Source organism: Pseudoduganella sp. OTU4001, assembly GCF_038440195.1.
In the GTDB taxonomy this organism is placed as follows: Bacteria; Pseudomonadota; Gammaproteobacteria; order Burkholderiales; family Burkholderiaceae_D; genus Rugamonas.
Genome location: NZ_JASATG010000005.1, coordinates 68,200 through 92,374 on the forward strand (window position 1 = coordinate 68,200; position 24,175 = coordinate 92,374).

The 24,175-nt window shown below is 63.5% G+C and carries 24 protein-coding genes; 13 read left to right on the forward strand and 11 right to left on the reverse strand.

Annotated features, from left to right (window positions below):
* Nucleotide 1: 1 nt before the first annotated feature.
* Entirely contained in the window at nt 2–211 is a 210-nt protein-coding gene (locus AAHE99_RS06490) for a YgaP family membrane protein (RefSeq protein WP_342115607.1), read from the reverse strand.
* 125 nt (nt 212–336) lie between these two features.
* Between AAHE99_RS06490 and AAHE99_RS06495 the strand changes: the two genes are divergently transcribed.
* A complete protein-coding gene (locus AAHE99_RS06495) occupies nt 337–3,456 on the forward strand; it encodes a HAMP domain-containing sensor histidine kinase (protein WP_342115609.1) in 3,120 nt (1,039 codons plus the stop codon).
* On the opposite strand, the gene AAHE99_RS06500 is transcribed toward AAHE99_RS06495, so the two are convergent.
* Both AAHE99_RS06500 and AAHE99_RS06505 read right to left on the reverse strand, forming a co-directional pair.
* The gene (locus tag AAHE99_RS06500) at nt 3,453–4,022 is read right to left on the reverse strand and encodes a YdeI/OmpD-associated family protein (protein ID WP_342115611.1); all 570 of its coding nucleotides are present in this window, start codon (nt 4,020–4,022) and stop codon (nt 3,453–3,455) included. The two genes, AAHE99_RS06495 and AAHE99_RS06500, sit on opposite strands and share 4 nt — an antisense overlap.
* Nucleotides 4,022–4,900 (reverse strand): LysR family transcriptional regulator, encoded by an 879-nt coding sequence (locus tag AAHE99_RS06505; protein WP_342115613.1) that lies wholly within the window; start codon nt 4,898–4,900, stop codon nt 4,022–4,024. The genes AAHE99_RS06500 and AAHE99_RS06505 overlap by 1 nt, the downstream gene beginning before the upstream one ends.
* Nucleotides 4,901–4,979: 79 nt before the next feature.
* On the opposite strand from AAHE99_RS06505, the gene AAHE99_RS06510 reads away from it, so the two are divergent.
* Nucleotides 4,980–5,852, forward strand: coding sequence for a DMT family transporter (locus tag AAHE99_RS06510; protein ID WP_342115614.1), 873 nt, complete (start codon nt 4,980–4,982; stop codon nt 5,850–5,852).
* Here AAHE99_RS06510 and AAHE99_RS06515 read toward each other — a convergent pair.
* The gene (locus tag AAHE99_RS06515; protein WP_342115617.1) at nt 5,849–6,706 is read right to left on the reverse strand and encodes an EamA family transporter; all 858 of its coding nucleotides are present in this window, start codon (nt 6,704–6,706) and stop codon (nt 5,849–5,851) included. The genes AAHE99_RS06510 and AAHE99_RS06515 overlap by 4 nt on opposite strands.
* Before the next feature lie 66 nt (nt 6,707–6,772).
* On the opposite strand from AAHE99_RS06515, the gene AAHE99_RS06520 reads away from it, so the two are divergent.
* Nucleotides 6,773–7,309: a MarR family winged helix-turn-helix transcriptional regulator gene (locus AAHE99_RS06520; protein ID WP_342115619.1), complete on the forward strand. Its 537-nt coding sequence runs from the start codon at nt 6,773–6,775 to the stop codon at nt 7,307–7,309.
* Here AAHE99_RS06520 and AAHE99_RS06525 read toward each other — a convergent pair.
* Both AAHE99_RS06525 and AAHE99_RS06530 read right to left on the reverse strand, forming a co-directional pair.
* Nucleotides 7,293–7,718, reverse strand: coding sequence for a nuclear transport factor 2 family protein (locus AAHE99_RS06525; RefSeq protein ID WP_342115621.1), 426 nt, complete (start codon nt 7,716–7,718; stop codon nt 7,293–7,295). The genes AAHE99_RS06520 and AAHE99_RS06525 overlap by 17 nt on opposite strands.
* An 11-nt stretch (nt 7,719–7,729) precedes the next feature.
* Nucleotides 7,730–9,751: an NADPH-dependent 2,4-dienoyl-CoA reductase gene (locus AAHE99_RS06530; protein WP_342115622.1), complete on the reverse strand. Its 2,022-nt coding sequence runs from the start codon at nt 9,749–9,751 to the stop codon at nt 7,730–7,732.
* A 139-nt stretch (nt 9,752–9,890) separates the two neighbouring features.
* Between AAHE99_RS06530 and AAHE99_RS06535 the strand changes: the two genes are divergently transcribed.
* Together AAHE99_RS06535 and AAHE99_RS06540 are read left to right on the forward strand one after the other, a co-directional pair.
* The gene (locus tag AAHE99_RS06535; protein ID WP_342115624.1) at nt 9,891–10,418 is read left to right on the forward strand and encodes a PadR family transcriptional regulator; all 528 of its coding nucleotides are present in this window, start codon (nt 9,891–9,893) and stop codon (nt 10,416–10,418) included.
* A gap of 3 nt (nt 10,419–10,421) precedes the next feature.
* Nucleotides 10,422–11,102: a substrate-binding periplasmic protein gene (locus tag AAHE99_RS06540; protein WP_342115626.1), complete on the forward strand. Its 681-nt coding sequence runs from the start codon at nt 10,422–10,424 to the stop codon at nt 11,100–11,102.
* Here AAHE99_RS06540 and AAHE99_RS06545 read toward each other — a convergent pair.
* On the reverse strand, nt 11,089–12,831 hold the full coding sequence (locus AAHE99_RS06545) for a vWA domain-containing protein (protein WP_342115628.1): 1,743 nt from the start codon (nt 12,829–12,831) through the stop codon (nt 11,089–11,091). The two genes, AAHE99_RS06540 and AAHE99_RS06545, sit on opposite strands and share 14 nt — an antisense overlap.
* A gap of 163 nt (nt 12,832–12,994) precedes the next feature.
* Between AAHE99_RS06545 and AAHE99_RS06550 the strand changes: the two genes are divergently transcribed.
* A complete protein-coding gene (locus AAHE99_RS06550) occupies nt 12,995–13,954 on the forward strand; it encodes a Bug family tripartite tricarboxylate transporter substrate binding protein (protein ID WP_342115629.1) in 960 nt (319 codons plus the stop codon).
* A 49-nt stretch (nt 13,955–14,003) separates the two neighbouring features.
* Here the strand turns inward: AAHE99_RS06550 and AAHE99_RS06555 are convergent, their stop codons facing one another.
* Together AAHE99_RS06555 and AAHE99_RS06560 are read right to left on the reverse strand one after the other, a co-directional pair.
* Entirely contained in the window at nt 14,004–14,303 is a 300-nt protein-coding gene (locus AAHE99_RS06555; RefSeq protein WP_342116027.1) for a hypothetical protein, read from the reverse strand.
* A 59-nt stretch (nt 14,304–14,362) separates the two neighbouring features.
* Complete coding sequence (locus AAHE99_RS06560) at nt 14,363–15,397, reverse strand: AraC family transcriptional regulator (protein WP_342116030.1); 1,035 nt, start codon at nt 15,395–15,397, stop codon at nt 14,363–14,365.
* A 149-nt stretch (nt 15,398–15,546) separates the two neighbouring features.
* Here AAHE99_RS06560 and AAHE99_RS06565 point away from each other — a divergent pair, with 149 nt between their 5' ends.
* Both AAHE99_RS06565 and AAHE99_RS06570 read left to right on the forward strand, forming a co-directional pair.
* Nucleotides 15,547–16,404, forward strand: a complete 858-nt coding sequence (locus AAHE99_RS06565) for a TauD/TfdA dioxygenase family protein (protein ID WP_342115631.1) — start codon at nt 15,547–15,549, stop codon at nt 16,402–16,404.
* A 17-nt stretch (nt 16,405–16,421) separates the two neighbouring features.
* Nucleotides 16,422–17,459 carry a 3-keto-5-aminohexanoate cleavage protein gene (locus AAHE99_RS06570; RefSeq protein WP_342115633.1) on the forward strand — a complete coding sequence of 346 codons (1,038 nt, stop codon included), beginning with the start codon at nt 16,422–16,424 and terminating at the stop codon, nt 17,457–17,459.
* Nucleotides 17,460–17,462: 3 nt separating this feature from the next.
* Here the strand turns inward: AAHE99_RS06570 and glmS are convergent, their stop codons facing one another.
* Nucleotides 17,463–19,292: a glutamine--fructose-6-phosphate transaminase (isomerizing) gene (glmS, locus tag AAHE99_RS06575; protein ID WP_342115634.1), complete on the reverse strand. Its 1,830-nt coding sequence runs from the start codon at nt 19,290–19,292 to the stop codon at nt 17,463–17,465.
* A 127-nt stretch (nt 19,293–19,419) separates the two neighbouring features.
* Here glmS and AAHE99_RS06580 point away from each other — a divergent pair, with 127 nt between their 5' ends.
* Nucleotides 19,420–19,878 carry an Lrp/AsnC family transcriptional regulator gene (locus AAHE99_RS06580; RefSeq protein WP_342115636.1) on the forward strand — a complete coding sequence of 153 codons (459 nt, stop codon included), beginning with the start codon at nt 19,420–19,422 and terminating at the stop codon, nt 19,876–19,878.
* 329 nt (nt 19,879–20,207) lie between these two features.
* Nucleotides 20,208–20,804, forward strand: a complete 597-nt coding sequence (locus AAHE99_RS06585) for an acyl carrier protein phosphodiesterase (RefSeq protein ID WP_342115638.1) — start codon at nt 20,208–20,210, stop codon at nt 20,802–20,804.
* Here the strand turns inward: AAHE99_RS06585 and glmU are convergent.
* On the reverse strand, nt 20,767–22,164 hold the full coding sequence (glmU, locus tag AAHE99_RS06590; RefSeq protein ID WP_342115639.1) for a bifunctional UDP-N-acetylglucosamine diphosphorylase/glucosamine-1-phosphate N-acetyltransferase GlmU: 1,398 nt from the start codon (nt 22,162–22,164) through the stop codon (nt 20,767–20,769). The genes AAHE99_RS06585 and glmU overlap by 38 nt on opposite strands.
* A gap of 30 nt (nt 22,165–22,194) precedes the next feature.
* Here glmU and AAHE99_RS06595 point away from each other — a divergent pair, with 30 nt between their 5' ends.
* From AAHE99_RS06595 to coaD, 3 genes are read left to right on the forward strand one after another with little or no spacing between them, the layout of a single operon-like run.
* Complete coding sequence (locus tag AAHE99_RS06595) at nt 22,195–23,055, forward strand: DUF6279 family lipoprotein (RefSeq protein WP_342115641.1); 861 nt, start codon at nt 22,195–22,197, stop codon at nt 23,053–23,055.
* 7 nt (nt 23,056–23,062) lie between these two features.
* Complete coding sequence (gene rsmD / locus AAHE99_RS06600; RefSeq protein WP_342115642.1) at nt 23,063–23,647, forward strand: 16S rRNA (guanine(966)-N(2))-methyltransferase RsmD; 585 nt, start codon at nt 23,063–23,065, stop codon at nt 23,645–23,647.
* Between the two features lie 36 nt (nt 23,648–23,683).
* Nucleotides 23,684–24,175 (forward strand): pantetheine-phosphate adenylyltransferase, encoded by a 492-nt coding sequence (coaD, locus tag AAHE99_RS06605; RefSeq protein WP_342115644.1) that lies wholly within the window; start codon nt 23,684–23,686, stop codon nt 24,173–24,175.

Sequence of the window (24,175 nt, forward strand, 5' to 3'; positions counted from 1 at the left end):
CCTATTTCCTCGCTTTATCCAGTTTGCGGCCCACCATGGCGCAAGCCGGGCAGAAGCCAAACAGTCCCGAAAGCACGATGCCCGCCGCCGACAGCGCCAGAACGCTGCCCCACAAGCCGCCGACCGCCAGCACCGCCCACAAAACCACCGCCAGGCCGGCAACCACGCGCAGCACGCGCTCCCATGTTGGTACATTTTTAACATAGAACATTTTGCACTCCTTTTAGCAGGTAAAGGGAAATTCCTCACCCGCTAAGAGGCGGCGGCGGCATATTTGGATTCGCGGTTACAAAAATAAATTACACTTGTCAGCAGCCCACCGCCCAAAGGAAGCCGATGAAGCCTCTCGGGATCAATGTGAAGGTCGCTCTAGCCACCAGCATCACGTGCATCGTGATGATCGGTGTGATTACCGTCATACAGGCGCAGCGCCTGCGCCAGGACTTCACAAGGGTGCTGTTCGCCCAGCAGAACGCCATTGTCACCCGCACCGCGGAGGAGATGGACGACAAGCTGACAGCCCTGCTGGACATCATCAGCCAGACCGCCCGCAAGCATCCGCCCCGCCTGCTGGGGGACCCGGCCGCCCTGCGCGCCTGGTATGAAGAAAGCGCCATGCTGTCGATGTTCGACGACGTCATCCTGCTGGATGCGGCCGGCATCGTAGTGGCCGACTTGCCGGTCATGCCGGGGCGGACCGGTGTTTCCGTCGCCGACCGCGATTACTTCAAGAAGGTGGTCGAAACCCGCAAGCCCACGATTGCGGGGCCGCTCAAAAGCAAGGTCAGCGGCCAACCCATCGTGCAGCTGCTGGCGCCCGTGGTGGACGACAAGGGCAAGGTGGTGGCGGTACTGGCCGGCGTGCTGCGGCTGTACAAGGACAATATCCTGGGCCACCTGCGCACCGCCAAGGTGGGCAAGACCGGCTACTTCTTCGCCGTCACGCTGGGCGAGCCTTCGATCTACGTGATCCACCCCGAGGCCAGCCGCATCCTGCAGCCGCGCGCACAGAATGCCAACCCCGCCACCACGCGCGCCCTGCGCGAAGGCTTTGAAGGCACGGTCATCAGCACCAGTTCCGCCGGCGTCGACAACCTGACCAGCTACAAACGCCTGAAATCCACCGACTGGCTGCTGGCAACGGCGCTACCGGTGCAAGAGGCCTTTGAACCGTTCGATGGCGTGCAGCTGCACCTGCTGGCGTGGAGCGGCGTCCTGTCCATCAGCGCGGCGCTGTTCATCGGCTGGATTACCCTGTACCTGCTGGCGCCCCTGGCCAGGCTGCGCAACGCGATCCAGGACTTGCGCGCTTCGCCAGGGCAGTTCTCGCCGATTCCCGTCGCGCGCAACGATGAAGTGGGCGAGCTGACGGAAGCCTTCAACAGCCTGATACAGGAAAGGCTGGCCGCCGAAGCGCATTCGCAAACCCTGATGGCCGAAGCCGGCCTGCGTGCCGCCGAACTGGAAGTGGAACGCGACCGGGCCGAGGCGGCCAACCGCGCCAAGAGCGACTTTGTGGCCAATATGAGCCATGAAATCCGCACGCCGATGAACGCGGTGCTGGGCATGGCCTACCTGCTTGGCAATACCTCGCTCAGCGCGCAGCAGCGCAAATACCTGACCATGATCCGCTCTTCCGGCCAGTCGCTGCTCGGCATCCTGAACGACGTACTGGACTTCTCCAAGATCGAGGCGCGCCGCATGGAGCTGGCGCCGATCGACTTCGACCTGGACGAAGCGATGGCTACCCTGGCCACCACCATGACCATGAACGCCGGCGACAAGGAGCTGGAGCTGGCCATCGTGGTCGAGCCGGACGTGCCGACCCTGCTGCACGGCGACGCGCTGCGGCTGCAGCAGATCCTGACCAACCTGGCCAGCAACGCCATCAAGTTCACCGAGCAGGGCGAGGTGGTGGTGTCGGTGCAGGCGGCGGTGCGCGTGGCCGACCGCGTGCTGCTGTGCTTCGAAGTGCGCGACACCGGCATCGGCATGACGGAGCAGCAAACCACGCAGCTGTTCAATGCCTTCGCCCAGGGCGACGAGAGCATCACGCGCCGTTTCGGCGGCACCGGGCTGGGACTGGCCATCACGCGCCGCCTGGTGGAGCTGATGGGCGGCCAGGTGCAGCTGAGAACCGTGCCGGGCGAGGGCAGTACCTTCACCTTCGAGCTGTGGTTCGGCGTGCTGCCGGAGCGCGGCGAGCCGCGCCGCAAGCCGGCCCTCGGCCCACTGAACGTGCTGGTGGCGGACGACAACGCCACCAGCCGCAAGCTGATGGTGCAGCTGCTGCGGGCCTGGGGCTGGGAGGCCGACGAAGCCGATTCCGGCGAAAGCGCGCTGCAGCGCTTCCGCGAGCGCCTGGCCGGCCCGCAGCCGTACGACGTGGTGCTGGCCGACTGGCATATGCCCGGCCCGGATGGCCGCGCCGCCGCGCTGCAGATCCGCCAGGCCGCGGAAGGCCACCACCAGCCGATCGTGGTCACCATCAATGCATTTGCGCGCTCACAGGTCGACGAAATCGCCGGCACGCCGGAGGCGGACGTGGTGCTGGTCAAACCGGTCACTTCTTCCAGCCTGTTCGATGCCATGCACCAGGCGCTGGCAGCGACCAGCGGCGGTGAAGATCCCGCCGCAGCGGGCAACACCCTGGCCAACCGCCTGCACGGCGTACATTTCCTGCTGGTGGAGGACAACCTGCTGAACCAGGCCGTCGCACGCGGCATCCTGGAGGCGGCCGGCGCCACGCTGGATGTGGTGGGGGATGGCCAGCAGGCAGTCGACATCCTGCGCAGCAGCGCCAGCCGCTATCACATCGTGCTGATGGACATGCAGATGCCGGTGCTGGATGGCTTTAGCGCCACCCGCATCATCCGCGATGACCTCAAGCTCGATGTGCCGGTGATCGCCATGACGGCCGGCGTCCTGACGTCCGAGCGCCATCGCTGCACCGAGGCGGGCATTACCGACTTTATCGCCAAGCCGGTGGTGATCGAGGAAATGATCTCGGTCATCGAGCGCAACCTGCCGGCGCGCGGCGGCCAGACGCCGCTTGCCGCCAACGATGCGCACGCCGCGCCGCCGGAGCAGCACGCCTCGGAACAGGTGTTCAGCATGGATAGCCTGATGCGCGTGATGGGCAAAGACCAGAAGGGCCGCGCAGTCATGTTCAAGATGGTGCGCGGCGCGCTGGAAGGCGGCACGCAGCCAATGGACGATGCCGATGCGGCGCTGCGCGCGGGCCGCCCCGGCGAAGCGGCGCGCATCCTGCACGGCCTGCGCGGCGCGGTCGGCGTGCTGGGCGCCAAACGCCTGGTGAAAGCGACGCTGGATGCGGAATCGGCGATCCGCGTCGGCAATCCCGACCAGCTGCCCGCCGTGCTGGCGGCGGTGCGCTATGAGCTGGAACAGGTGTTGGCGCACGGCCGGCGCTGGCTGGAGCAGGAAGACGTTTAGCGTTGCGGATACGGCGTCTCTCCGCGTTCCAGCCGCGATACAAAGTCGGCAATCCGCTTGGCCCGCGTATCGGCGCGCTTGGCCTGGTGCGTGCGGAACAGGATGGCGTAGCGGTTGCGCGAGCTGAGTTTTTCAAACAGGGCGCGCGCCTTCGGGCTGGCATCCAGCGCCGCCTGCAGGTCGTCCGGCACTTCAGCCGCGCTCCACGAATCGTAGGCCGCCTCCCAGCGCCCATCCTGTTTTGCGCGTTCCACTTCCGCCTGCCCGGCGGGCTGCATCAAGCCCTTCTCGGCCAGCGCCTGCACCTTTTCGCGGTTGATCTTCGACCAGATGCTGCGCTTGGCGCGCGGCGTAAATTTCTGCAGCCAGAAATGCTCGTCGATGCTCTTTTTCTGGCCGTCGATCCAGCCGAAACACAGCGCCGCGTCGAGCGCCTCCGGATACTGCACCGATGCTTCCGGCGCGCCCTTCTTGGCAATCTTCATCCAGATGCCGGGCGATTCGGCGTGCTGCTTCTGCAGCCACTTCCACCATGCCTGTCCGTCGGCGAACAAAATCTCCTCCATCACAACCTCACTTTGCGGGCGACTTCAACAAAGGCTTTCGCAGCGGGAGATGCCTGCGCCAGGTTACGCAGCGCCAGCCCCACGCGGCGCCGCACCGGCGGCGAAAACGGGCGTACGGCGATGCCGGGATGGCTGCTGGCCAGGTCCGCCGGCAGCGCCAGTTCCGCCATGCCGGACACGCCGACACCGCGCGACACCATGCCCAGCACCGTCAGCACCTGCGACATGCGGTAGCGGACTTGCGGGCACAGGCCCTGCGCCGCAAACAGCGGCTCGATCAGGGTGGCGCAACCGGCATCGGGCATGATGAACGGTTCGTTGACCAGGTCCTGTGCGGTGAGGGCTGGCTTGGCCGCCAGCGCATGGCTGGCCGGCAGCAGGGCCACCATCTGGTCTTCCACCAGCTCCACGGTATCGAATCGGTCGTCGGGCTGCTGGACGAAGCCGATATCGACGCGGCGGTCCAGGATCCATTGCAGGGTATCGTCGTCGGTACCTTCATCGATGCGCACTTCGATGCCGGGATAGCGCTTGCAAAACACGTCCAGGATGGCCGGCAGCAGCTTGAGCGAGGAGGTCGGCCCAAAGGAACCAATGCGCAGCAGGCCCTTGTTCAGGCCGCTGGCCAGCGCCACTTCCTGCCGCATCGATTCCGCCAGGCCGAGAATCTCGCGGGCCCGCACCAGCAGGCGCTGGCCGAGCTCCGTCACATCGGCGGTGGCGCCCTGGCGCTCGATCAGCTGCACGCCCAGCTCCTGCTCGAGCGACTTGATGGCGTGCGAGACGGCGGACTGGCTGACACCCAGCCGCATGGCCGCCGCGGTAAAGCCGCGCAGCTCGGCCACCAGGGCAAAAATCTCCAGCTGGGTGAATGTCATGAGCTTTTCCTCATTTTTCTATGAGTCAGGATTAGCATTAATGTATAAGCTCCTTCACTGACACGCAAGGCCCACTGCCATGATCTACCTGAAACTGATCGCCTGCACCCTGATCTGGGGCGGCACCTTCATCGCCGGCCATATTGTCTCGAATGCATTGCCGCCGCTGACCGCCGCCGCCATCCGCTTCTCGATTGCGGCCTCGCTGCTGCTGGTACTGGCGTGGAAGCGCGAAGGCGGCTTGCCGCGCCTGTCCATGCAGCAGCTGGGCGCCACGGCGGCACTGGGCCTGACCGGTATTTTCCTGTACAACTTCTGCTTCTTCTCCGCGCTGGGCACGATGGAAGCCAGCCGCTCGGCCCTGTTCATCGCCATCAACCCGATCGTCACCGCCCTGGCCGCAGCGGTGGTGCTGCGCGAACGCCTGACATGGCAGAAATGGGCCGGCATCGGCATCGCCTTCACCGGCGCCGCGGTGCTGATCACGCGCGGCGAGCCGCTGGCCGCGCTGCACGACGTCAGCCAGTCGATCGGTATCGGGGAATTGATGATGCTGGGCGCGGTCACCTGCTGGGCGGCCTACACCCTGGTCGGCCGCGCCGCGCTGAAAGGCCTGACGCCGGTTGCCGCCACCACCTACGCCTCGCTGTGGGGCCTGGGCTTCCTGCTGATCGCCGCCTCGCGCGAGTTGCCGGAAGTGGCCTGGACCTCGCTGGGCTGGCAGGTGTGGGCTTCGGTCACCTACCTGGGCGCATTCGGCACGGTGGTGGCGTTTGTCTGGTGGTATGAGGGAGTGAAGGCGCTGGGCCCGGCCCGCACGGCGGTGTTCAACAACCTGGTGCCGGTGTTTGGCGTGTCGCTCGCCGCGCTGATGCTGGGCGAGCAGGTGCTGGCGTCGATGGTGGCCGGCGGCGTGCTGGTGGCCGCCGGCGTCACACTCACCAACCGTTAATTATTGGTTTTCAGCTGCATGGTCAGCACGCTGCCCAGCACCACCGCCAGGCCAGCCAAGGCCATGCCGCCCAGTTTCTGGCCCAGCATGGCCCAGCCCAGCACCACGGCGGTGGCAGGGCTCAGCAGGCCGAGCGAGGACACCGCCACTGGCGGCAGCTTGCTCAGGCCGCGGAACCACAGCAGGTAGGCCAGCAGGGCGCCGACCAGCGACAGATAGGCGTAGCCGAGGATTTCGCTGGTGGCGAACGAGGCTGGCAGCGGCGGGTCGGCCAGCAGCGCCAGCGGGGCCAGCATCACGCCGCCCAGTAGCAGCTGCCAGCCGGCCAGTTCAATCACCGGCAAACCGGTCTTCCAGCGGCGCGCCAGCCAGTTGCCGGTGGCCATGCTGAGCGCGCCGGCCAGGGCGGCGGCAACGCCGATCACGTCCCATTGCGCATTGGGCGACAGCAGCAGGGCGGCCATGCCGGCCACGCCGGCGACAGCGGCCAGCATCACCGCCAGTTGCGGACGGCGGCCCTCCCAACCCCAGGCCAGGCCCATGATCACGATGGGCTGGATGGCGCCCAGCACGGCGGCCAGGCCGCCCGGCAAGCGGTACGCTGCCACGAACAGCAAGGCCTGGAAGGCGCCGATATTCAGCGCGGCCAAGGCGGCGACCTTCAGCCACAGGTGGCGCGGCAGCATGCGGCCGGCAAACAGAACCAGCAGCAAGCCGGCCGGCAGGGCGCGCACAGCGGCGGCGGTGAACGGCCGCCCGGCAGGCAGCACTTCGGTCACGATGACGTAGGTCGAACCCCAGATCGCGGGGGCCAGCGCGGTGAGCGCGGTATCGAATAGCGGGAACTTCTTCATGATGCAGATTTATCTTGAAATCGAGATATTCATCAGTGTAGCATATTTATCTTGAATTCGAGATAAATGGTTATAATCGTCCCGATAGCTAATTCGGAGGCAGCTGTGGATAAAGTCGATTTTTTCCTGGAGCAATGGGCACGCGAGATGCCGGATCTGGATGTGGGACCTATGGGCGTGATCGGTCGCCTGAACCGCTGCGCGGCGCTGATGCAGCGCCGGCTCGACGCGACGTTCGAGAAATTCGGCCTGAGTTCCTGGGAATTCGACGTGCTGGCGTCGCTGCGCCGCTCCGGCGCCCCCTACCGGCTGGCGCCGACCGCCCTGTTTTCGCAGCTGATGGTCACTTCCGGCACGATGACGCACCGCCTGCAGAAGCTGGAAGCCTCGGGCTGGGTGCAGCGCCTGCCCAACCCGGACGACGCGCGCAGCATGCTGGTCCAGCTCAGCCCCGCCGGGCTGGATTTGCTGGAACGCGCCCTGCTGGCGCATGTGGATAACGAGAAAAATATCATGGCCCCGCTGGGGGCCGAAGCCACCGCCGCGCTGGATGCGCAGCTGCGGCCATTACTGGCGATGCTGGAGGCTAAGCCGGCTGCTTGAACGCCCCGACCTGGGCGCCGATGCGCGCCCCCATCGCCTCACCCAGCGCCTGCAGGCCACTCAGCGGGCGCACCATCACTTCAAAGTCGACGATCTTGCCGTCCGCGTTAAAGCGGATAAAGTCGATACCCTTGAGCTGCTTGTCGCCGACATTCGCGCTGAACTCCAGCACCACGCTCAGGCCGTCGTCCGTGGCCAGCTCGCGGTGGTAGGTGAAGTTCTCGAACACCTGGTAAGCGGTATTCAGCACCAGCACCACCGCCTGTGCGCTGGCATACGGCTTGTTGGCCACCGGCGAGCGGAACACCGCATCCGCATCCACGATGGAGGGCAGGGCGGACAGGTCGCCGCTGGCGACCATGCGGTGCCAGTTTTCCAGCGATGCCGCGACGGCAGGTTGCAACTGCATGGGCTTACTCCTTAAATAGCGGCAGCCAGTCGGGTGCCTTGGTTGATGGCGCGTTTCGCATCCAGTTCGGCGGCCACGTCGGCGCCGCCGATCAGGTGGACTTTGCAGCCCGCACCCAGCAGGCCTTGCTGCAGTTCGCGCAGCGGCTCCTGGCCAGCGCAGACAATCACATTATCCACGGGCAGCACGTGCTGCTGGCCTTCCACCGTGACGTGCAGGCCGGCGTCGTCGATGCGGTCGTAGCTTACACCAGCGTGCATCGCCACGCGCTTGGCTTTCAGGCCGGTACGGTGGATCCAGCCGGTGGTCTTGCCCAGGCCATCGCCGACCTTGCTGGTCTTGCGCTGCAGCAGGTGCACCTGGCGCGGCGAAGGATGTACTTGTGGCGCGCGCAGGCCGCCACGGTTGGCGTAGCCATTATCGATACCCCATTCGGCGTAGAACTTCTCCGGCGCCAGGCTGGCGCTCTCGCCCTCGTGTGTCAGGAACTCCGAAACGTCGAAGCCGATGCCGCCGGCACCGATCACGGCCACACTCTTGCCGACCGGCGCGCCATCGCGCAGTACCCGCAGGTAGCCCAGCGCCTTGGGATGGTCGATGCCTTCGATCGGCGGGGTGCGCGGGGTGACGCCGGTTGCCAGCACGACGTCGTCGAAACCGCCGGCTGCCAGGCTGGCAGCGTCAACACGGGTGTTCAGCTGCAGCTTGACGCCGGTCAGTTCGATCTGGCGGCCGAAGTAGCGCAGCGTTTCATTGAATTCTTCCTTGCCCGGTACGCGCTTGGCGACGTTGAACTGGCCGCCGATTTCGCTGGCGGATTCGTACAGGGTCACCTCATGGCCGCGCGAGGCGGCGGTGGTGGCGAAGCTCAGGCCCGCAGGACCGGCGCCCACCACGGCGATGCGCTTCTTCTGCTGTGCCGGTGCGATCACCAGCTCGGTTTCATGGCAGGCGCGCGGGTTGACCAGGCAGGAGGTGATCTTGCCCGAGAAAGTGTGGTCCAGGCAGGCCTGGTTGCAGCCGATGCAAGTGTTGATTTCGTCGGCGCGGTCTTCGCGCGCTTTTTGCATGAAGAAGGCGTCGGCCAGGAATGGTCGCGCCATGGACACCATATTCGCCGCGCCATCAGCCAGGATGCCCTCGGCCACTTCCGGCGTGTTGATGCGGTTGGTGGCCACCAGCGGGATGCCGACCTTGCCCATCAGGTTCTTGGTCACCCAGGCGAAGCCGCCGCGCGGCACCTTGGTGGCGATGGTCGGGATGCGCGCCTCGTGCCAGCCGATGCCGGTGTTGAGGATGGTGGCGCCGGCCGCCTCGATAGCCTGCGCCAGCCGCACCACTTCGTCCAGGGTCGAGCCGCCCTCCACCAGGTCCAGCATGGACAGGCGGTAGATGATGATGAAGTCCTGGCCCACGCGCTCACGCACGCGGCGCACGATTTCAACCGGGAAGCGCATGCGGTTCTCGTAGCTGCCGCCCCATTCGTCCGTACGCTGGTTGGTGCGGGCGGCGATGAATTCGTTGATCAGGTAGCCCTCCGAACCCATGATTTCCACGCCGTCGTAACCGGCTTCGCGCGCCAGCACGGCGCATTGGGCGTAGTCCTCGATGGTCTGCGCCACTTCTTCGGTGGAAAGCTCGTGCGGGGTGAACTGGTTGATCGGCGCCTTGATCGCGCTCGGGCCCACCAGCTTCGGGTGATAAGCGTAGCGGCCGAAATGCAGGATCTGCATGGCGATCTTGCCGCCTTCCGCGTGCACGGCGGCGGTGACGATGCGGTGCTGCGCCACTTCCTCGCTGGTGGTCAGCTTGGCGCCCGCTTTCCATGGACGGCCCGCCTCGTTCGGGGCGATGCCGCCGGTGACGATCAGGCCCACTTCGCCGCGCGCGCGCTCGGCATAAAAGGCCGCCATGCGTTCAAAGCCGTTCTCCTCCTCTTCCAGGCCAACGTGCATGGAGCCCATGATCACGCGGTTTTTCAGGGTGGTGAAGCCCAGGTCGAGCGGGGCGAGCAGGTTTGGGTAGCGGTTCATTTGGCGTGTCCTCATTATGCAACTAGTTGCACAAATATAGCCCGGTCGCGGCGTCTATGCAACTGGTTGCATAAAGAATTGTTGCTGGTTCGCGTCGGGCTGGGGCAAGATGGTGGCAACTTCATCATGTTTTCCTGCCATGTCTTTGCCCCACGCGCTGCTGACCTCCCTGTCCGAGCGAGCCGGTTCCGGCTCGGAGCTGGCCCGGCGCTTCGATAAATCGATCGGTTTCTTCTGGGCCGCCACCCACCAGCAGATCTACCGCGAATTGGCGCGGCTGGAGGAAGCCGGCTGGATCGAGTCCCTGCCCGCCGAGTCGGGCCGTGGCCGCAAGCGCGCCTACAGGGTGCTGCCGGCCGGCACAGCCGAGCTGAGGCGCTGGATCGCCGAGAGCGAAGATCCTCGTCCCCAGCGCGATGCCCTGATGGTGCGCATCCGCGCCGAGGCGGCCGTTGGCCCGGCCGGACTGGCGGACGAAATGCGGCGCCACCTGGCGCTGCACGAACAGAAGCTGGCGCTGTACCGCAGTTTCGAGGAACGCGACTTTGCCAGCGCCTCCGACTCACGCGAACGCCAGCTTCAGTATGTGCTGCTGAAGGGCGGCATCGCCCAGGAGGAGCTGGCAATCAATATGGCGCGCGAAGCCTTGCGCGTGCTGGAGAGCTAGGCCATGCGGCGCCGCGACTTCCTGGGAAGTGCGGTGCTTGGGATGCTGCCTGCGCGCGTGCTGGCGCAGGCTTTGCCTGTCATGAATGTCTCGACCCTGGTCGGCGACGACCCGGCCGCCGAAACGGCTGCGCAGATCCTGCGCGAAGCCTATAGCCGGCTTGGCCGCAAGCTGGTGGTGCACCAGCTGCCGGGCGAACGCTCGCTGGTGTACGCCAACGAAGGCAAGATGGACGGCGAACTGTACCGCAAGCTTGGGCTGGACCGCGATTACCCCAACCTGGTCATTGTGCCCGTCCCGCTGCTGACGTTTGAGCTGGTGATCTTTACGCGCGGGACTTCGTTCGTGGTGAACGGGTGGGACAGCCTGCGGCCGTACACCATGGGCTTTGTACGCGGCAACAAGATCGCCCAGGAGAACACCAGGGGCATGAAGGTGGAGCAGGTATCCACCATGCAGCAGGCTTTTGAAAAACTGATGATGGGACGCACCGACCTGGTGCTGGGGCACCGCGCTTCCGGCATGGCGGTAGTGCGCAGCCAGCAGCTGGAAGGCGTCACCGTCCTGGAGCCGCCGCTGGCGTCCTTCCCGGTCTACCACTACGTCAATAAAAAGCACGCGGCGCTCGTTCCCGAGCTGGCCCGCGTGCTAAAGCAAGTCCTGCGCAATCCTAGCGCTGGCTGACCTGGCCGGCCTGGCCCAGCGACTCCGCCATCCTCACCATTTTCACGAACTCGGCGCGATAGCCGTCCGGATCGGCCCCACGTGCGCCCTCCGCCAGGCGGGCGATATCCGCATAGCTGTAGTCCGCCACCTGCTGTTCGCCGCGCAGGCGCTGGCCGAAGGCGGCGACGGCCACGGCAAAGCGCTGGTCATCCGGCGCCGCGTCGAGCGACTTGCGGGCGGCAGCAGCGCGCACCGGGTGCTCGATCTGCTTGCTGGCCGACTGGCCGGGCAGCTTGTAGCGCACCTTCACGAAGCACAGCTCATCGCCCTTGGCCGGAGCCGCTGCCTTGGGCTGCGCCTTCTGCTCATAGCGCAGCGGGTCGACCAGCTTACCGGCATTGGCGGCCGGCGTGATTTCGTAGATGGCGGTGACGGTGTGGCCTGCGCCCATATCGCCGGCATCAACCTTGTCGTCCTTGAAGTCCTGGCGCGCCAGCATGCGCGTTTCGTAGCCGACCAGGCGGTAGGCGGCCACCTGCGCCGGATTGAATTCAACCTGCACCTTGACGTCGTTAGCGATCGGGAACATGGTCGAACCCAGCTCCTGGGACAGCGCCTTACGCGCCTCCAGCAAGGTGTCGATATAGGCGGCGTTGCCGTTGCCGGACTGGGTCAGGCGCTGGATCAGGGCGTCGTTCAAGTTGCCCAGGCCGACACCAAACACCGACAGGTAGATGCCGGATTTACGCTTGTCGACGATGAACTTCTCCAGCTGCTTCGGATCGGTGATGCCGATATTAAAGTCGCCATCCGTCGCCAGGATCACGCGGTTCACCGCTTTCGGGTCGAAGTTGCGTTCGGCCTGTGCGTAGGCGCGCTGCAAGCCGTCGCCACCGGCAGTGCCGCCGGCGGCATGCAGGTTGTTGATCACATCAATGATCTTCTGCTTATCCTTGCCGCTGGTCGGCTCCAGCGCGACGGCGGTGCCATTGGCGTAGGTGACGATGGAAACCATATCGTCATCGCGCAGCTGCTCCGCGAACAGGCGGAAGCCTTGCTGCAGCAGGGGCAGGCGATCGCGCGGGCCCATCGAGCCGGAGACGTCGACCAGCAGCACCACATTGGCGCGCGGCCGCTCGGCGGTCTTGATGTCATAACCCTTCAGCGCAATATGGACCAGCTGGTTGCCTTGCTGCCAGGGGCTCGGCATCACTTCGGTGGTGACGGCGAACGGCACGCTGGCCTTGGCCGGCGTGCTGTACTGGTAAGGGAAGTAGTTGACCATCTCTTCCACGCGCACGGCTTGCAGCGGCGGGATGCGGCCATCGGCCAGCATGCGGCGTACGAAGGCATAGGAGGCTGTGTCCACGTCGACGCTGAAGGTCGATACCGGCTGCTCGGCAACCAGCACGGACTTATTACTTTCCTTGTCCGGGAACTTGTCGCGCGCTTCCGGCTGAGGCACAAGGTACGGTGCTGGCGGCGGCGCTGGCCGCACTGGCGCATAAGCCATCGGCGCGGCGTGCTCCTGCAAGGCCATGCGGGAACCACCGACAACAACCTTGGCGCGGCCGTCGGCCACTGGCGCAGGTACAACTGGCGGCGCAGGAGGAACCGGGGCTACCGCCGGCATGGCGGCAGGTTCAGGGGCAGCCCTTTCAGCAATGATTGGAGTCGGCCCCGGCGTGCTGCAAGCGGCCAACCCGAGCAGCCCGATTGCCGCTACGGCGGGAAGTGTCTTGTTCATGGCGGACGTCCTTTGGAGTTATTGTCTTGGTAACTTCCTCCAAAGCGCCATCCGCTGCAATAACGGTTACACTTTTTGACATTCCTTCTCCGGGATAGTACGTACATGCGCTGCGGCGCAATGATGCTACTCTTGCACTACATTACTTCGTAAAGGATCAGGTATGCGTCTCTTCTCCTTCGCAATCGCGGCGTCTGTTCTGTCGGTCAGTGCTTTCGCCCAAAGTTGGCCAAGCAGCACCGTCACCGTCGTTGTGCCATGGCCGCCGGGTGGCCCGTCCGACATCGCCGCCCGTCCACTTGGCAAAGGCCTCAATGAAAACCTGGGCAAGCCGTTCGTGATCGACAACCGCGCCGGTGGTGGCGGCAATATCGGCACCGCTGCGGTGGTGCGCTCCAAGCCGGATGGCCAAACCCTGCTGGTGACTTCCAGCGCCCCGATCGTCATCAATCCGAGCCTGTACAAGAACATGACCTTCGACCCGCTGAAGGACCTGGCGCCGGTCACCAACCTGCTGCGCGTACCGCTGGTGCTGGTGACCCACCCGTCCGTGCCGGCCAAAAACCTGAAGGAGCTGATGGCGTACATCCAGTCGAAGAAGGGCGATTTCTCCTTCGCCTCCTCCGGCAACGGCACCCCACAGCACCTGACCGGCGAGCTGTTCGCCAGCACCACCAAGCTGCAGATGAACCACGTGCCGTACAAAGGCTCTGCGCCAGCGATTTCCGACCTGCTGGGCGGCCATATCCCGCTGATGTTCGACAGCACCATCGCGATCATGCCGCACATTAAGAGCGGCAAAGTGAAAGCCATCGCCGTCACCAGCGCCCAGCGCTCGCCGCTGATGCCGGATGTGCCGACCTTTGCCGAATCCGGCGTGGCGGGCATCGAATCCTACGCCTGGTACGGTCTGTTCGCGCCAGCCGGCACGCCGAAGGAGCTGGTGGCCAAGATCAATGCCGAAGCGCAGAAAGTGATGAAGGGCGCCGACTTCCAGAAGGTGCTGGCCGATACCGGTTCGGCCTATGTGGGCGACACGCCTGAAAACTTCGGCAAGTTCGTGCAGGCCGAACACGCGAAGTGGGGCAAGGTAGTGAAGGACAGCGGCGCGACTGTCGATTGAACCTGAACATTTGTTCCGGCTGCCATCCGTTCCGGCAGCCGGGCAGGTGTCAATGCTTAGGCCTGCCGTCGGCTTCGCTGATCCTGAACTTCTTGCGCCGGTCGCCCATCAAATAGCGTAGATCGCTGATCGATAAGTCGGAAACCTCATGCATGCGGATCAGCAGCAAGGCACTCACCGAGGTGCGGCGATGGCGGACCTTGCTGATGATGGGCGGCGCAACTTCCAAAGCACGCGCAAGCGCTGCATCGTTTTTCAATTCCAGGCGTGAAACCAGGGCATCCAGTAAACGGCTGGGGTCATAATCCAGCACGCGTTGCGGGTCGGGGCAGTGTGTTGTGTCGCGCATTTGATAGAAACTCCAGGCTTCGGCATTTCCATTTTGAAATTTTAATTTCAAAATATAAACTATTGTATGACAACTTCCGCCTCTTTGCCGCCCCCATTTTTATGATTGGTCCGCCAAGTGCGCGGCGTCATACCGCAGCGGCCAATGAACCAGCGCGTGAATGACGCCTGGCGCGAAAAACCAAGCAACGCCGCGATCCGGCCAATCGGATAACGCACATTGGCCAGGTAACGCATCGCCAGCTCATGGCGCACATCGCTCAGCAGGGTCGAAAAATCGGTTCCCGCGGCCGCCAGCTGGCGCTGGAGAGTACGGCTGCTCAGGTTGAGTTTGCGCGCTACCTGGTCAACGGCCGCTTGCTCCATCGGCAGCAGCAAATAGATCGCCTTGCGGACCTCCAGCGTCAGCAAACCTGTCTGTGACTGGTTGAGCGGCCGTGTCAGTGTTTCCGCATAGCGCACCAGCTCCGGGTCGGCCATCGGATTGGGCACATCTAGATCAACCGCAGCGCACACGATGCCGTTGAAATCACTGCCAAAAGTGACTGGACAGTCGAAGAAGGCGCGGTGAAAGCGCCGGTCAGCTGGGGCGGCATGCGTGAAATGGACGCTGCGCGGCTTCCAGCGCTGGCCCAGTAGCCCGCGGCAAATCTTGGTCAGGATGCCGATCGCCAGCTCCATCGCCTGCTGGGTCTTGCCCGGTACATCGGCAATGATTTCCTCGCGCAGGGTCACCAGTTCGCCGCCCGTCTCGATATGCAAACCCAGTGCATCGTTCAGCAGGCTGCGATATTGGACGATTGCGTAAAGCGCTTCGCGCAGGGTGCGCTGGTGCGCCAACAGGATGCCGACTGGCCCTGCATCGTCTTTATTGCGCAGTTCCGCCATCTCCAGGCCAAATGTCGGGCAGCCCGCCCGCGCCGCCGAGGTGTCGAGCAGCCAGCAGGCGCTTGATACCGGAATGCGGTAGTCAGCCTTGCCCAGGCTGGCGGCATCGATTTTTGCTTCGCGCAGCAGTCCCAGCGGATCCAGCCCGTGACGGTGCGCTACCCGGAAATAGCCGGTCAAGGTGGTGACCCGGATCAATGTCGTCATCGCTTGCCTCTCCTTCGCTTCCATCCTAATACCAACTGTCTGTTTGGCGCAAATTGCTAAAAACTTGGCGCGTTATGGGAAAAGCTGAACGGCTCGCCTGCCTATAGTGGCTTATCCCCAAAGCGAGGGAATACAGAGGAGATCGAGAAATGAAGCTGGAACCATTGACCTGCGCGCTTGGCGCAGAACTGCTGGAGGTGAATTTGGGCGATGCCGTCGAAGACGACGGCCTGTTCCAGGAAATCTACGCGGCCCTGCTCAAACACAAGGTGCTCTTCCTGCGCGACCAGGGCCTGGACAAGCTGTCGCGCCGCCAGCACATGGCGTTTGCCCAGCGCCTGGGCCAGCTGGAAACCCACCCGATGGCGCCCAGCCACCCCGATGCGCCCGGCCTGGTGCAGATCTACAAGGATCCGGACAGCCCGCGCGACGCGTACGAAAACGCTTGGCACGTGGACGGCACCTGGCGCGCCACGCCCGCCCTGGGCTGTGTGCTGCGCTGTATCGAAACGCCGGCGGTCGGCGGCGACACCATGTGGGCCAATATGGTGCTGGCCTACGACAAGCTGCCCGGCCACGTAAAGCAGGAGATTGAAGGCCTGGTCGCCAGCCACAGCTTCAATGCCTCGTTCGCGGCCGCCATGCCGCGCGAAAAGCGCCTGGCAATGAAGGCTGAGTACCCTGATGCCGAACACCCGGTGGTGCGCACCCACCCGGAAACCGGCGAGAAGATCCTGTTCGTCAACGCCTTCGCCACCCACCTGGTCAACTTCCACACCAAGCAGCACGTGCGCTACGGCCAGGACTACAACCAGCAGGGCAGCGAACTGCTGCAATACCTGATCAGCCAGGCCTACAACCCCGAATACCAGGTGCGCTGGCGCTGGAAGCCTTACAGCGTGGCGATCTGGGACAACCGCTCAACCCAGCACTACGCAGTGATGGACTACCCACCCTGCCATCGCAAGATGGAACGCGCCGCGATCATCGGCGACAAGCCCTACTAAGACTAAGGAGAGGTGCAATGAACTTCATGGACGGTTCCCATTTTGTCGAGAACATGGATAAGCTGGTCATCACCTGCGCCCCCTACGGGCCGGAATGGCAGCCTTCGGACTTCCCGGAAGATATCCCGGTATCGCTGGAAGCCCAGATCCAGAAGGCGGTCGACTGCTATAACGCCGGCGCCACGGTACTGCACCTGCATGGCCGCGAGGATGACGGCTCAGGCTCCAAGCGCCTGGAACGCACCAATGAGCTGGTGGCCGGCATCCGCGCCCGCTGCCCGGAAATGATCATCCAGGTCGGCGGCTCGATTTCCTTCGCCCCGACCGAGGAAGGCGAAACGGCCAAATGGCTGTCGGACGACACCCGCCACGGGCTGGCCATGATCGAACCGCGCCCGGACCAGGTCACCATCGCCATCAATTCCAACCAGATGAACGTGGTGGAGCAGATGGTGGCGGCCGACGTGGCCGGCACCTCGCTGGCGGTCGGCACGCCGGGCTATTTTGCTTACCGCGAGATGACCATCCCGGCCGGCCCGGAATGGGTGGAGGAGCACATCCGCCGCCTGAGCGCACGCGGCATCCAGACCCACTTCCAGCTGGCCAATGTGCCGCAACTGGAAACGGTGGAACGCATGATGCGGCGCGGCGTGTGCAACGTGCCGCTGATCCTGACCTGGGTGGCGATTGGCGGCGGCTTCGACGCGCCGAACATCTACAACCTGGCCAACTTCGTGCGCGCCTGCCCGGACGGCTCGGTACTGACGGTGGAGAGCTCGATGCTCAACACGCTGCCGCTGAACATGATGGGCATGGCGATGGGCCTGCATGTGCGCTGCGGTATCGAGGATAACCTGTGGGCACAGGACCGCTCCCGCAAAATCAGCACGGTGGAACAGATCGAGCAGTTGGTGCGCATTGCGCGCGAATTCGGGCGTCCCGTCGCCAACGGCAAGGAAGCGCGCGAAATCTACAAGATCGGCACCTTCTATAAAAATGCCGACGAGACGCTGGCGGCAAACGGCTTTGCGCCTAACCGCCAGCCGCCGCGCTGACGCTTACTCCACGGTCACCGACTTTGCCAGGTTACGTGGCTTGTCGACGTCGGTGCCGCGGGCCAGGGCGGTGTGGTAGGCCAGCAGCTGCAGGGCGACCACGTGCAGGATCGGGGACAGGTGGCCGTAGTTTTCCGGCAGGCGGATCACGTGCAAGCCGTCGCCGGAGGTGATGCGGGAGTCGACGTCAGCGAAGACGTAGAGCTGGCCGCCGCGGGCGCGCACTTCCTGCATATTCGACTTCAGCTTCTCCAGCAGCGCGTCGTTCGGGGCGATGGTGACAACAGGCATTTCGTCGGTGACCAGCGCCAGCGGGCCGTGCTTCAGCTCGCCGGCCGGGTAGGCTTCGGCGTGGATGTAGGAGATCTCTTTGAGTTTCAGCGCGCCTTCCAGGGCGATCGGGTAGTGCATGCCGCGGCCCAGGAACAGGGCGTTTTCCTTGCGCGCGAATTCTTCAGCCCAAGCGATGATCTGCGGTTCCAGCGCCAGCACGGAGCCGATGGCGGATGGCAGGTGGCGCATGGCCTTCAGGTGGGCCGCTTCCTGCTCGTCGGTCAGCAGGCCGTTGACTTGCGCCAGGCTCAGGGTCAGCAGAAACAGGGCGGCCAGCTGGGTGGTGAAGGCTTTGGTGGAGGCCACGCCCACTTCCACGCCGGCACGGGTGATGTAGGCCAGTTTGCACTCGCGCACCATGGCGCTGGTGGAGACGTTGCAGATGGTGAGGGTGTGCTGCATGCCCAGGTCGCGCGCGTGTTTCAGCGCGGCGATCGTGTCGGCGGTTTCGCCGGACTGGGAAATGGTCACCACCAGGGTCTTCGGATTCGGCACGCTATCGCGGTAGCGGTATTCGGAGGCGATTTCCACGTTGACCGGCACTTTGGCGATGGACTCGATCCAGTACTTGGCGGTCAGGCCGGCATAATAGCTGGTGCCGCAGGCCAGGATCAGCACACGGTCGATTTCCTTGAAAACCTTGTAGGCGCCGTCACCGAACAGTTCCGGCATAACGCCAGTGACGCCTTCCAGGGTGTCGCCGACCACGCGTGGCTGCTCGAAGATTTCCTTCTGCATGTAGTGGCGGTATGGACCCAGCTCGGCGGCGCCGGTGTGAGCATGCACGGTCTTCACTTCGCGCTGCACTTGCTTGCCATTGGCATCGACGATCCAGGTGCGGCCCAGCTGCAGGTCGACCACGTCGCCTTCTTCCAGGTAGATGATCTGGTCAGTGGTGCCGGCCAGCGCCATGGCGTCGGAAGCGACAAAGTTTTCACCCTGGCCCAGGCCGACGATCAGCGGCGAACCCTGGCGCGCAGCCACCACGCGATGCGGCTCTTCGCGGCAGAACACGGCGATGGCGTAGGCGCCGTGCAGGCGCTTGACGGCTTGCTGCACGGTGTCGAACAGGTCGCCGTTGTACATGTGGTCGACCAGGTGGGCGATCACTTCGGTGTCGGTCTGGCTGGTGAAGACATAGCCCAGCGCGGTCAGTTCGGCGCGCAGTTCGTCATGGTTCTCGATGATGCCGTTGTGGACCAGGGCGATACGGGCCGCCTCTTCGCTTGGGGAGAAGTGCGGGTGGGCGTTGTGCGAGGCTGGCGCGCCGTGGGTGGCCCAGCGGGTGTGGGCGATGCCGGTAAAGCCGTTCAGGCCGCCTTCATTGATCTGCTTTTCGAGGTCCGCCACGCGCGAGGTGCTGCGCGAGCGCTGCAGTTTGCCGTCCAGGTGCAGGGCAACGCCGCAAGAGTCGTAGCCACGATATTCCAGGCGCTTCAGGCCCTCTACCAGGATAGGGGTGATATTGCGCTGGGCTACAGCGCCAACGATACCGCACATACGAACCTCTTCTTAAATAGTTAATGAAGGCATCCTAGAGCAGACGTTAAGAAATTTGCTTTCTCATTTGACGCTACAATGAAAGAATATTTCTCACCGTGTGCAGCACGAAATATTCTTTCATATTATGGACTTTGATGAAATTGATCGCCGCATCCTGAATGCTTTGCAGAATGATGCCTCCCAGACTAACGCCGAACTGGCCGCTGCGGTCCATGTCTCGCCGCCCACCTGCTTGCGCCGGGTCAAACATTTGCGCGATAACGGGGTGATCGAACGCGAGGTGGCGCTGGTAGCGCCGGAAAAGGTGGGCTCGCACCTGACGGCGGTTGTGGAAATCTCCCTGGATATCCAGGCCGCGGAAAAGATGGCCGAGTTCGAGGCGCTGGTGGCGCCGGAACCGGCGGTGCTGCAGTGCTACCGGGTATCGCCGGGGCCGGATTTCGTGCTGATCGTGCAAGTGGCGGATATGCCGGCCTATCACGCGCTGGCGCACCGCCTGTTCGCTACCCAGGCCAATGTGCGCAACGTGAAAGCCTACTTTTCCACTTTCCGCAGCAAGTTCGAGACCAGCATTCCGGTTTGAAGCAGTTATCCCCGGTTTTCCCGGGGTAAACACATGCTTATTCACATATTCATCCACAGCGCCCGCGAGCTGGCGTACAGTTTTCCAGCGATTCCCACTGCATATCCCTGCGTTTTCCGCAGGGTTCCCCACATCCTTATCCACAGTTTTAAGTTATCCGGGGTTGTTAGCTGGTATTCCCCAGGCTTGTCCACAGCATAGGCTGCACGCTTCGCAATGTGGATAATTCGGGCATACCACTTTGGGCTTATCCAATACCTGTACAGCTATTTTCAAGCGGAATTGCACCGGCTTTTACACATCTTTATCCACAAGACTAGAATGGGCGGATGAACTACCTCGCGCATATCTACCTCGCCCGCCACAGCGATGCCGCCATGGTCGGCGCCATGCTGGGCGATTTCGTGAAGGCGAACGGCGGCGAGCACTATGCGCCGGAGATCGCGAACGAGATCGCGCTGCACCGTTTTATCGATTCGTTCACGGACAGCCACCCGGTGGTGATCGAGGCCAAGAGCCTGTTTAGCGAGGGACGGCGGCGTTATGCAGGCATCGTGCTGGACGTGTTCTACGACCACATCCTGAGCCAGCGCTGGGATGAATACTGCGAAGAGCCGCGCGGCCAGTTGATTGAACGCTTTTATGGCGCCCTGTCGGTGCACGAGCAGCAGCTCCCGGAGCGCCTGCGCGAAATCCTGCCCAAGTTGATCAAACAGGACTGGCTGGGTGCTTATGGGGATTTCAGCGGGGTCGAGCTGGCGCTGACCCGCATGTCGGACAGGCTAAGCCGCAATGGCCACCTGCTACGCGAGGGGATCGGGGAAGTGCAGCAGCACTACGAAACGATCGCCGAAGGCTTTGACCGCTTCTTCCCCGAACTGGTGAAATTTACTTACCAGCGCCGCCGCCAGTTTTCGGTTGCTTGACCGGACGCTTCCAGCCTTCCACCGTCAACTGCTTCGGGCGTGAGATGGTCAGCTTGCCCGCTGGCGCATCCTTGGTCAGCGTGGTGCCGGCGCCAATGGTCGCTCCCGCGCCCACGGTCACTGGCGCTACCAGCTGGCTGTCGCTGCCGATGAAAGCGTCATCTTCGATCACGGTGCGGAACTTATTGGCGCCGTCGTAGTTGCAGGTGATGGTGCCGGCGCCCACATTCACGCGCGAGCCGATGGTGGCGTCGCCGATATAGGCCAGGTGGTTGGCCTTGGAGTGCGCAGCGACCTGGCTGTTCTTGATCTCGACGAAATTACCCACATGGACGTCGTCGCCCAGCTCGGTGCCAGGGCGCAGGCGGGCGTATGGGCCGATCTGGCCTTGCGCGCCGACCACGGCGTCCTCAATGTGCGTGAAGGCCTTGATGTTGGCACCGGCGCCGATGCGGGCGTTGATCAGCACGCAGTTCGGGCCGATGGAGGCGCCGTCGGCGATTTCCACCTTGCCTTCGAAGACGCAGCCGACATCGATGGTCACATCGCGGCCGCAGGAAAGCTCGCCGCGCACATCGATGCGTGCTGGGTCGGCCAGGGTTACGCCTTTATCGAGCAGGCAGTTGGCGACATTGCGCTGGTAGATGCGTTCCAGTTCGGCCAGTTGCGCCTTGCTGTTCACGCCCAGCACCTCCCATGGCGCGGCCGGATGGGCCGACACCACTTGCACGCCTTCTTCCACCGCCATGGCGACAATATCGGTCAGGTAGTACTCGCCCTGCGCGTTCTGGTTTTTCAGGTTGCCCAGCCACTGTTTCAGCTTGGCAGTCGGGATCACCATGATGCCGGAATTGATTTCCTTGATCAGGCGCTCAGCTTCTGTGGCATCCTTCTCTTCAACGATGCGCTGGATGGCGCCGCCCACGCGGACGATGCGGCCCAGGCCAAACGGGTTGTCCTGCACCACGGTCAGGATGCCCAGCTTGTCCTTGCCAGCCGCTTCGGCCAGGCGTTTCAGCGAAGCGGCGGAAGTCAGCGGCACGTCGCCGTACAGCACCAGGGTAGGCTGGTCATCATCCAGGTGCGGCAAGGCCTGCTGCACAGCGTGGCCGGTGCCCAGCTGCGGCTCCTGCAGCGCGGCAGAGATTTCGGTACCGGGAACGGCTTTATGCTTCTCCAGCGAAGCCAGCACCGCTGCGCCGCCGTGACCGTAAATCACGCACAATTTGGCCGGAGACAGGCTGCGCGCGGTGTCGATGACGTGGGACAACAAGGACTTGCCAGCAACGGGATGGAGTACTTTTGGCAGCGCCGACTGCATGCGCTTACCCATGCCGGCGGCGAGGATGACAACGTTCATAGACCGTGGTTTCTAGTGTGAGTTGAAATAATGAAAAAGTTTAACACGTGCCTCGTGCTGGCTTTTGCCATTCTGCTCGCAGCGTGCAGCTCCCTGCGGCTGGCGTATAACAACGCCGACACCCTGCTGTACTGGTGGCTCGACGCCTATGTCGATTTCGACAGCGAGCAGAAGGCCGAGGTGAAGCAGGATATCGACGACTTCTTCCGCTGGCACCGCAAAACCCAGCTGCAGGACTATGTGCAGCTGCTGCAAAAAGGCCAGCGCCAGCTGAGCGGCAACATCACCCAGGCCGACCTGATGGCCGATTATGTGGACATCCGCGACCGCACCGAGGCGCTGCTGCTGCGTTCCGCGCCCGATATCGCCGAAATGGCGCTCTCGCTCAAGCCTGAGCAGTTGGAAGTCATGGAGAAGAAGTTCAACAAGAACAACGCCGATTTCCGCAAAAAGAATATGAAGGGCGATGCCGAGGACCAGAAGAAGTTCCGCTTCAAGAAATCGATGGAGCAGTTCGAGCTGTGGTTCGGCGACTTCAGTAACGAGCAGGAAGCCATTATCCGCAAGGCTTCCGACGCGCGGCCGCTGGATAACGAGCTGTGGCTGGACGAGCGCATCCGGCGCCAGCTCAAGATCATGGCGCTGGCGCGCAAGATCATGATCGAAAAACCGAGCAAGGAAGTAGCCACGCATTGGGTGGAGGAGCTGATACGCTCTGGCTACGACCGTTTCGGCTTCTCGCCGCGCAAAGCGTTCTTCGACAGCTATACGCAAAGCACGGTGGAACTTGTCCATACCGTGGTACGGATTGCCACGCCCGAGCAAAAGGCCCATGCGCACAAGCGGATGGAGGGCTGGATCAAGGATCTGAATAGCCTCGGCATGCGATAATGCCGGCATGCAAAAGAAGAAAGTCCCCAACCAGGTCCGCATCATCGGCGGCGACTGGAAGCGCACCCCGCTGCCCGTTTTGGAAGCACTCGGCCTGCGCCCGACGCCCGACCGCGTACGCGAAACCGTCTTCAACTGGATCAACCACCTGCAGGATGCCGCCTGGAGCGACACCCAGGTGCTCGACCTGTTCGCCGGCAGCGGCGCCCTCGGTTTCGAAGCGGCCAGCCGCGGCGCGGCCAAGGTCACTATGATCGACTCCAACAGCGCCGTGGTGCGTCAGCTGGAAGCCAACCGCGAAAAACTGAAGGCCACCAACATCGCCATCCAGCGCGGCGACGCCATGGCGACGGCCCAGTCGCTGGCCGGCCGTGGCGCCCGTTTCGACCTGATCTTCCTCGATCCGCCTTACCAGCAAGGCTTGCTGGAGCGCTCGCTGCCCCTGTGCCGCACTCTGCTCAAGGACGGCGGCCTGGTGTATGCCGAAGCGGAGGTGCCGCTCGCCTTCGAAGGCTGGGAGGTGGTGCGCGCCGATAAGGCGGGCATGGTCTACTTCCACCTGCTTCAGGCATTGCCTGAAAATGAGGCATAATCCTTCTTTAACCTAATCCACTCGCATGGAGCCGTAATGGTTGTAGCAGTTTATCCGGGTACGTTCGACCCGCTGACCCGGGGTCATGAAGACCTGGTGCGCCGCGCATCGGGGCTGTTCGACACGCTGATCGTCGGCGTGGCCGACAGCCAGAACAAGCACCCGTTCTTTACCCTCGAAGAGCGCCTGGAAATCGCCAATGAAGTGCTGGGCCATTATCCAAACGTCAAGGTTGAGAGTTTTTCCGGCCTGCTGAAGGACTTTATCCGCGAGCACGATGCGCGCGTAATCGTGCGCGGCCTGCGCGCGGTGTCCGACTTCGAATTCGAGTTCCAGATGGCGGGCATGAACCGCTATATGCTGCCGGATGTCGAAACGCTGTTCCTGACCCCATCCGACCAGTACCAGTTCATCTCCGGCACCATCGTGCGCGAGATTGCCGAACTTGGCGGTGATGTTTCCAAGTTTGTATTCCCGTCCGTCGACCGCTGGCTGCGCAAGAAAATCGCAGCACGCAAGGGCGAATAA

Bases quoted from the DNA above. Each gene is read 5' to 3' on its own strand.
- AAHE99_RS06490 (WP_342115607.1), bottom strand. From the start codon at position 211: ATGTTCTATGTTAAAAATGTACCAACATGGGAGCGCGTGCTGCGCGTG.
- AAHE99_RS06495 (WP_342115609.1), top strand. From the start codon at position 337: ATGAAGCCTCTCGGGATCAATGTGAAGGTCGCTCTAGCCACCAGCATC.
- AAHE99_RS06500 (WP_342115611.1), bottom strand. From the start codon at position 4,022: ATGGAGGAGATTTTGTTCGCCGACGGACAGGCATGGTGGAAGTGGCTG.
- AAHE99_RS06505 (WP_342115613.1), bottom strand. From the start codon at position 4,900: ATGACATTCACCCAGCTGGAGATTTTTGCCCTGGTGGCCGAGCTGCGC.
- AAHE99_RS06510 (WP_342115614.1), top strand. From the start codon at position 4,980: ATGATCTACCTGAAACTGATCGCCTGCACCCTGATCTGGGGCGGCACC.
- AAHE99_RS06515 (WP_342115617.1), bottom strand. From the start codon at position 6,706: ATGAAGAAGTTCCCGCTATTCGATACCGCGCTCACCGCGCTGGCCCCC.
- AAHE99_RS06520 (WP_342115619.1), top strand. From the start codon at position 6,773: ATGGTTATAATCGTCCCGATAGCTAATTCGGAGGCAGCTGTGGATAAA.
- AAHE99_RS06525 (WP_342115621.1), bottom strand. From the start codon at position 7,718: ATGCAGTTGCAACCTGCCGTCGCGGCATCGCTGGAAAACTGGCACCGC.
- AAHE99_RS06530 (WP_342115622.1), bottom strand. From the start codon at position 9,751: ATGAACCGCTACCCAAACCTGCTCGCCCCGCTCGACCTGGGCTTCACC.
- AAHE99_RS06535 (WP_342115624.1), top strand. From the start codon at position 9,891: ATGTCTTTGCCCCACGCGCTGCTGACCTCCCTGTCCGAGCGAGCCGGT.
- AAHE99_RS06540 (WP_342115626.1), top strand. From the start codon at position 10,422: ATGCGGCGCCGCGACTTCCTGGGAAGTGCGGTGCTTGGGATGCTGCCT.
- AAHE99_RS06545 (WP_342115628.1), bottom strand. From the start codon at position 12,831: ATGAACAAGACACTTCCCGCCGTAGCGGCAATCGGGCTGCTCGGGTTG.
- AAHE99_RS06550 (WP_342115629.1), top strand. From the start codon at position 12,995: ATGCGTCTCTTCTCCTTCGCAATCGCGGCGTCTGTTCTGTCGGTCAGT.
- AAHE99_RS06555 (WP_342116027.1), bottom strand. From the start codon at position 14,303: ATGCGCGACACAACACACTGCCCCGACCCGCAACGCGTGCTGGATTAT.
- AAHE99_RS06560 (WP_342116030.1), bottom strand. From the start codon at position 15,397: ATGACGACATTGATCCGGGTCACCACCTTGACCGGCTATTTCCGGGTA.
- AAHE99_RS06565 (WP_342115631.1), top strand. From the start codon at position 15,547: ATGAAGCTGGAACCATTGACCTGCGCGCTTGGCGCAGAACTGCTGGAG.
- AAHE99_RS06570 (WP_342115633.1), top strand. From the start codon at position 16,422: ATGAACTTCATGGACGGTTCCCATTTTGTCGAGAACATGGATAAGCTG.
- glmS (WP_342115634.1), bottom strand. From the start codon at position 19,292: ATGTGCGGTATCGTTGGCGCTGTAGCCCAGCGCAATATCACCCCTATC.
- AAHE99_RS06580 (WP_342115636.1), top strand. From the start codon at position 19,420: ATGGACTTTGATGAAATTGATCGCCGCATCCTGAATGCTTTGCAGAAT.
- AAHE99_RS06585 (WP_342115638.1), top strand. From the start codon at position 20,208: ATGAACTACCTCGCGCATATCTACCTCGCCCGCCACAGCGATGCCGCC.
- glmU (WP_342115639.1), bottom strand. From the start codon at position 22,164: ATGAACGTTGTCATCCTCGCCGCCGGCATGGGTAAGCGCATGCAGTCG.
- AAHE99_RS06595 (WP_342115641.1), top strand. From the start codon at position 22,195: ATGAAAAAGTTTAACACGTGCCTCGTGCTGGCTTTTGCCATTCTGCTC.
- rsmD (WP_342115642.1), top strand. From the start codon at position 23,063: ATGCAAAAGAAGAAAGTCCCCAACCAGGTCCGCATCATCGGCGGCGAC.
- coaD (WP_342115644.1), top strand. From the start codon at position 23,684: ATGGTTGTAGCAGTTTATCCGGGTACGTTCGACCCGCTGACCCGGGGT.